Genomic DNA, 5,895 nt, shown 5'->3' on the forward strand with positions numbered 1-5,895 from the left:
CCGCCGCGTGACCAGTAGGTGATGTGGTGGGCTTCGCACCACGCAGCCGGGATGGTGCAGGCGGGGAACGCACAGCCTTGGTCCCGGGCCATGATGGCCTTGCGGATGTGGGGCGGGAAGACGCGTGAGGCGCGGCCGATGTCCAGGATCCGGCCCTGGCTGCCGAGGACGACGGGGATGATGTCGGCGTCGCAGGCAATTTTGCGGATCGTGGCCGGGTTCACCGGCCCGGAGAAGGCGAACAGTGCGGTGCCGCCGGTGCTCCCGGCGTTGGTCCGGCCGGTGTAGGCCGGCTGCGGGCCCTCGGTGCCCTGGTCCCACTGGGTGCCCTGGTCCCCCTGTGAGTCTTGGGCCCATTGTGCGTCTTGTCGCTTCCGAAGGTCGGCGAGGAGGTCGCGGTAGTTGATGGTGGCCAGGATCTGGGGCCGGTGTCCGCCGTTGGCGGGCAGGATGTCGGTGGTAAGGACGGTCTGGACGGCGCCGACGAGCCCGTCGAGCCGCATCTGCCCCTGTGAGCGGTGATCCAGGGAGACCTCCGGGACACCCTCGGTGTCCCAACCGTCAAGGCTGGCCGATTCAGCGTTCCCCGCCCCACTGCTTGGTCCGTCACTGCCTGGTCCGTCGGCGCCGTTCCCGTCGTTGCCGTTGCCTTTTGCAGGGGCCGGGGTGCGGGGGTTGGTGGCGGTGTTCATGGCGGTGGTGAGCGTTTCGAACTGTTCGGTGGTGGCGAAAATTTCCAGGTGCTGCAGGCCGTGTTTGGGGCGGCGGATGAACGCGCCCTGGATTTGCCGGAGGGCCGCTTCGGAGGGTTCGGTCCCGTCCTGGTCGATGGCTTCGGCCCAGTGTTTGGCGACGCGGGTGAGGAAGTCGGCGTCGTTTTCGACGGCGGCTTGGGTCAGGTCGTGTTCCATCACGGCGGTGTGGTCCGGGGTGGTGAAATGCTGCGCCCGGTCCAGGGCCAGGGTGATGGTGGTTGCGGCGCGGGAGCTGATCTGGGCGGTGCTGACCGCGGCGGCAACTCCTTGGTACCTCGGGGGGAGCTGTTGCCCGCCGAACCCTGCCCTGGGCAGGACAGAGTCGGCCAGCCCGATCCGGCGGCGGGCTTCGGCGGAGCTGATCCGCAGCCTGCCCCGGAGGAACTCCACGGTGTTCCGGGAGCCGTCATCGCCCGGACCCGGGCCCGCTTCAGCGGCCGTGACGGGGACGAGGGGTGATGCTGCGGCGGTGACCGCTGCGGTGCGGGCCCGGTCCACCGCGCCCGCGGCGAGCACCTGCAGGCGCTCTACCTCCCGGGAGAGCTGCTCGACCCGGTCTGCGAAATCCGCGGCCTGCCCGAAACCCCACAACGCGGTGTCTTCGGCGGTGATCACGTCCGCTGACAGCAGCGCCAAGGCCTCATCAACCACATCCCGCTCGAGGACACCGGCGCCAAAATCAACAGGAACACTTTGACGGGCGTTAGCACCGACAGAAGCCAAACCACCGGCACCAGGCCGTAAGGCCGGGTCTGCGGTGAATCCCCCAAAGGCTTCCATAGAACCAGTCTCGTGAGGGGGTCTGACATTATTGGCCCAGCCGTCGGAAACCCCGCCGCTGAGCCAGCCACCGCCGTCGTTCCCTACGACGGAAGCATGCCCACCGGCAACAGGCCGTAAAGCCCGGTCTGCGGTGGATCCCCCAATGGCTTCCATAGAACCAGTCTGATGAGGGGGTCAGACATTGTTAGCCCGTCCGCAGGCTTCTCAAAAACTTTTCCGCGGGTCCAAGGTCAGCTCCGGCCCATCGACATGCTGCGAAGGCCGGGCTTAGAATACGCGCATTGGGGGACCCGATTTTCGGACCATATATCGGTCTCAATGTTCGGATGCGCACAGCATTGACATTGGAGACGGCATGGAAAAGCAACGAGCACTCTTGGCGGCTGTCGCGGCTGCCTCACTCCTCTTGTCGGCGTCCCCAGCGGGCCACGCGGCCGCGGTAGGCAAAGCAGCAGAAAGCCAGTCCGCACCGACCGTACTCACCAAAGGCCTGCTGAGCCCGCTCCACCTCAGCGACGGACCGGACGGTTCCGTTCTGGTCAGTGAGGAATTCGCGGGCAAGCTGACGAAAGTTGCCCGGGACGGCAGCAAGTCGATGGTTTACGGGAACGCAGCCTGGGATGTGGCTGGCAGCGACCGGGGCGGCCCCACCATCTACCTGGCCGAAAGCCAGGGCGCCGGCCCCATGGATCCGAGGCCGCTGGCAGGACACATCAGAAGCATCGGCGCCGACGGCAAGCACCGCACATTCGGCGACCTCGCTGCCCTCGAGGTGAAACACAACGCGGACGGCGGCACGAGCTACGGCTTCAAGGATCTTCCCGCTGCCTGCGCTGCCAAGCTGCCGAAGGACGTGGAAGCCTCCTACAAGGGCCACGTCGATTCGCATCCCTATGGAATCGAGGTTTATGGGAACACCATCTACGTTGCCGACGCCGGAGCCAATAGCATCGTGTCGGTCGACGTGAAGTCAGGCAAGGCTGAAACTGTAGCCGTACTGCCGCCCCGACCGCACAAATTCACCACAAAAGAAACCGCGGCACTGAAACTTCCGGGTTGCGTCGCAGGGCAAACCTACCGGTTCGAGCCCGTGCCTACCGACGTCGAGCGCGGAACGGACGGCTGGCTGTATGTATCCGTGCTGCCCGGTGGACCGGAGGACCCGGCACTGGGTGCCCGCGGAGCGGTGTACAAAGTCAACCCCCACAACGGGCGCGTCAAGCTGTTCGCCGACAACGTGATGTCACCCACCGGCCTGGACATGGACGACGAGGGGAATGTGTACGTCGCGTCCCTGTTCGGCAAGGGTGTGCTGAGGCTGTCCGCACATTCAAGCAAGCAGACGGTAGTGCTTCCGGGCGCGCTCACGGCCGACGTCGACATCCGGGGCGAGACCATCTACGCGACTGTCAACTCGCTGCCGGCACCGAACGCGGCGCCGGACGGCCGTGTCGTGAAGGCCCCACTCGACGACTAGCAATTTAGCGGCAGCAACAAAGATTGGCGGCAGCAACAAAAGAAAGGGGTGCGGCCGGATCGCAAGATCCGGCCGCAACCCTTCAGTGCATGATGGCATGAGCTCTGCGGCGCAGAACCGGCAACGTTAGCGGTTCCGGTCCTCGTCGATTGCCTCGCCGTCCGCCAGGTCGAGGTCCTCTTCGTCGAAGTCGTCTTCGTCGATTTCCACGTCTGGCTGCGCGTCGCTCTTGTACGGGTCGGCTTCGCCCGCGTGCTTGGCGTTCCGGGCCAGCTCGGCAACCTCGGCATCGCGCTGCTTCGCTGTGCGGAGCAGTTCTTCGAGGTTGGACGCGTTCACGGGGATCTGGTCGGCGACGAACTCAAGCGTAGGAGTCAGCCGGGCGGTGATGTTCCGGCCTACTTCCTGCCGGAGCACGCCCTTGGCCTTCTCCAGCCCTTTGGCCGCATCAGCCTGCACGGCCTGGTCGCCAAACACGGTGTAGTAGACGGTGGCATGCTGCAGGTCATTGGTCACACGGGCATCGGTGACAGTAATGCCCTCAAGCCGAGGATCCTTCACCTTCCGGCCCAAAGCCTCAGCAACAACAACCTTAATCCGCTGCGCCATCTTGGCAGCGCGTGCCGGATCAGCCATGACATCCTCCTGGATGGAAATAGAAAACTGTGGCGCGCCAACGCATGGAACAACGTTAGCGCGTGGCGATTATGGGCGCCCGGGAGTGGCATCTAAGGAGATGGCCTAGGCCCCCGACGCGAGCTTGCGAGTGTTGGGAAGGCCAGCTCCGCTGCCGAAGCTGGGTGGCCGACATCGTAAGACGTAGGCCACCCAGCGAAGGGGCGGGGCCGCCGGAAAAAACCCAACGGCCCCGCAAGTGAAGCATGAGACTTAGACGCGCGGCTTCTCGCGCATCTCGAAGGTCTCGATGATGTCGCCTTCGGTGATGTCGTTGTACGAGCCCAGTCCAATACCACACTCGAAGTCCGTGCGGACCTCGGTGGCGTCGTCCTTGAAGCGCTTGAGCGTCTCCACCGTGAGGTTGTCGCCGATGAGCTTGCCGCCGCGGGTGATGCGGGCCTTTGAGTTGCGTCGGATGGTGCCCGAGCGAACGATGGAGCCTGCAATGTTGCCGAACTTGGATGAACGGAACACTTCGCGGACCTCGGCGGTGCCCAGCTGGACCTCTTCGTACTCCGGCTTGAGCATGCCCTTGAGGGCTGCCTCGATGTCATCGATTGCTGCGTAGATGACGGAGTAGAAGCGCATGTCCACGCCTTCGCGGTCTGCCAGTTCGGCAACACGCTCGGCGGGCTTGACGTTGAAGCCGATGATGACGGCGCTGTCGACCGTTGCCAGGTTGACGTCGTTCTGCGTGATCGCACCGACACCGCGGTGGATGACGCGGAGCTGTACGCCTTCGCCGACGTCGATCTTGAGCAGCGCGTCCTCGAGGGCTTCCACGGCACCGGACACGTCACCCTTGAGGATGAGGTTGAGGGTGTCGATCTTGCCTTCGGCGACGGCCTGGTCGAAGTCTTCCAGGCTGATGCGCTTGCGGCGCTTGGCCAGGGCGGCGTTCCGGTCAGCAGCTTCACGCTTTTCGGCGATCTGGCGGGCCGTGCGCTCGTCGGAGGTCACCAGGAAGGTGTCACCGGCGCGCGGAACGTTGGACAGGCCGAGGACCTGGACCGGACGGGACGGGAGTGCGACGTCGAGTGCCTCGCCGTCCTCGTCGAACATGGCACGGACGCGGCCGTGGGCCGTGCCGGCCACGATCGTGTCGCCGACGGCCAGGGTACCGGACTGCACCAGGACGGTGGCCACAGAGCCGCGGCCCTTATCCAGGTTCGCTTCGATAGCGATGCCTCGGGCGGCCTTGTCCGGGTTGGCCCGGAGGTCCAGCGCGGCGTCGGCGGTCAGGAGCACAGCGTCGATCAGCTCGTTGATGTTCAGGTTCTGGCGGGCAGAGACCTCAACGAACATGGTGTCGCCACCGTATTCTTCGGGAACCAGACCGTACTCGGTGAGCTGGCCCTTGACCTTGTCCGGGTTCGCCCCTTCCTTGTCGATCTTGTTCACGGCCACGACGATCGGCACGTTGGCCGCCTGGGCGTGGTTGAGGGCTTCAACGGTCTGCGGCATCACGCCGTCGTCCGCTGCCACAACCAGGATGGCGATGTCCGTGACCTTCGCGCCACGGGCACGCATGGCGGTGAACGCCTCGTGACCCGGGGTATCGATGAAGGTGATGTCGCGCACCGCACCCTCGTGCTCGTGGCTGATCTGGTAGGCACCGATGTGCTGGGTGATGCCACCGTGCTCGCCGGCAACGACGTCAGAGTTACGGATGGCGTCCAGCAGGCGGGTCTTACCGTGGTCAACGTGACCCATGACGGTGACTACCGGAGGACGTGCCTCAAGTACTTCGTCACCCTCGGCCTCGAGTTCAGCCTCCACGTCGATATCGAACGTGCTGAGCAGCTCGCGCTCCTCATCCTCGGGCGAAACGACCTGCAGCTTGTAGCCGAGTTCCTCGCCGAGGAGGGCAAAGGTGTCTTCGTCCAGCGACTGGGTTGCCGTTGCCATTTCACCGAGGTGGAAGAGCACGGTAACCAGTGCGGCGGGGTTCGCCTCGATCTTGTCAGCGAAGTCCGTGATGGACGAGCCGCGGCGAAGCCGGATAACGGTGTTGCCGTCGCCGCGGGGTACGCTCACGCCACCCAGCGACGGTGCGCTCATCTGCTCAAGTTCCTGGCGCTTTGCGCGCTTCGACTTGCGCTGCTTGCCGCGGCCAGCGCCGCCCTTACCGAACGCACCCTGGGTGCCACCGCGACCGCGGCCGCCCTTGCCGAAGCCGCCGCCGGCCGGAGCACCGCCGCC

General features: G+C 65.3%; 4 protein-coding genes. 1 reads left to right on the forward strand and 3 read right to left on the reverse strand.

Features of this window, described 5'->3' with window-relative positions; all coding sequences use genetic code 11:
* The coding region (locus DBZ45_RS14945) for an HNH endonuclease (RefSeq protein ID WP_111904678.1) at positions 1–1,535 on the reverse strand (1,535 nt) is incomplete at its 3' end.
* A 358-nt stretch (positions 1,536–1,893) separates the two neighbouring features.
* Here DBZ45_RS14945 and DBZ45_RS14950 point away from each other — a divergent pair.
* Entirely contained in the window at positions 1,894–3,015 is a 1,122-nt protein-coding gene (locus tag DBZ45_RS14950; RefSeq protein WP_111904675.1) for a ScyD/ScyE family protein, read from the forward strand.
* A gap of 126 nt (positions 3,016–3,141) precedes the next feature.
* Here DBZ45_RS14950 and rbfA read toward each other — a convergent pair whose 3' ends face one another.
* Positions 3,142–3,651 (reverse strand): 30S ribosome-binding factor RbfA, encoded by a 510-nt coding sequence (gene rbfA, locus DBZ45_RS14955; RefSeq protein ID WP_111904676.1) that lies wholly within the window; start codon positions 3,649–3,651, stop codon positions 3,142–3,144.
* 252 nt (positions 3,652–3,903) lie between these two features.
* Positions 3,904–5,895, reverse strand: a 1,992-nt coding sequence (gene infB / locus DBZ45_RS14960) for a translation initiation factor IF-2 (protein WP_111904677.1), incomplete at its 5' end; no start/stop codon positions are given.

This window comes from Arthrobacter globiformis (genome assembly GCF_003261175.1).
Classification (GTDB): domain Bacteria; phylum Actinomycetota; class Actinomycetes; order Actinomycetales; family Micrococcaceae; genus Arthrobacter; species Arthrobacter globiformis_A.

Excerpts from the sequence above, each read along its gene's own strand:
- DBZ45_RS14950 (WP_111904675.1), top strand. The coding sequence starts at position 1,894 with ATGGAAAAGCAACGAGCACTCTTGGCGGCTGTCGCGGCTGCCTCACTC.
- rbfA (WP_111904676.1), bottom strand. The coding sequence starts at position 3,651 with ATGGCTGATCCGGCACGCGCTGCCAAGATGGCGCAGCGGATTAAGGTT.